Raw genomic sequence first — 693 nt, forward strand, 5'->3', positions numbered from 1 at the left:
GTGGTGGCGATGGCCGGGGTGGTGGAGGCGGGGGATCCGGGCTCGGCCGAGGGTGCGGCCGTGAGCAGGGTGCCGCCGATCCAGGTGCCGGCGATGAGCACCGCGGCTGCGGCGACGGCGAGGAGCGCGATGCGGCGTCCCCGCTTCCGCGGCGGCTCGGCGGTAGTTGAGGTGCCGCCGCCGTTGCCGCTGCCGCGGCCGCGCGGCGGGGTTGCCGATGCGAGGTGCACGGTGTCGACGCGGGTCGCGGCGGTCTGTGCCGCGGCCGTGGCTGTAGTCGCACCTACGCCGGCACCGAGGCTGGCGCCGGCGCCTGCAGCCGCAACGGTCGCACCGGGTATATTGCCGGCGGAGGGTGCGCGCACGGTGGCCGCGGTGGCGTCGTCCGTGGTGCCGATACCCGAGCCTCCGACAGCGGCGACGCTCGCGGCGGCTGCACCAGCGGCACCTGCGGCCGCGCCGGCACCGGGCATCACCGCGGTGGGCGCATCCATTGGGCGGGTCAGGGCATCCCACGAGTCACCGGCTGCAGCAGCACCGGCGGAACCTGCGGCACCGGCACCCGCGGCACCCGCACCTGCGGCACCGGCACCCGCGGCACCCGCACCTGCGGCACCGGCACCCGCGGCACCCGCACCGGCGGCACCTGCGGCACCGGCCCCCGCACCCGCAGCACCTCGCCCACGAGCGCCT

At 78.1% G+C, this 693-nt stretch carries 1 protein-coding gene and 1 pseudogene; both read right to left on the reverse strand.

The genetic code is table 11. From position 1 onward, the window contains the following. Positions 1–494, reverse strand: a pseudogene (locus C5B96_RS16995) (hypothetical protein); the annotation flags it as partial. A gap of 8 nt (positions 495–502) precedes the next feature. After that, the coding region (locus C5B96_RS17935; RefSeq protein ID WP_233189271.1) for a hypothetical protein at positions 503–693 on the reverse strand (191 nt) is incomplete at its 5' end.

The sequence above is a fragment of the Subtercola sp. Z020 genome, assembly GCF_002931235.1.
Lineage (GTDB): Bacteria > Actinomycetota > Actinomycetes > Actinomycetales > Microbacteriaceae > Subtercola.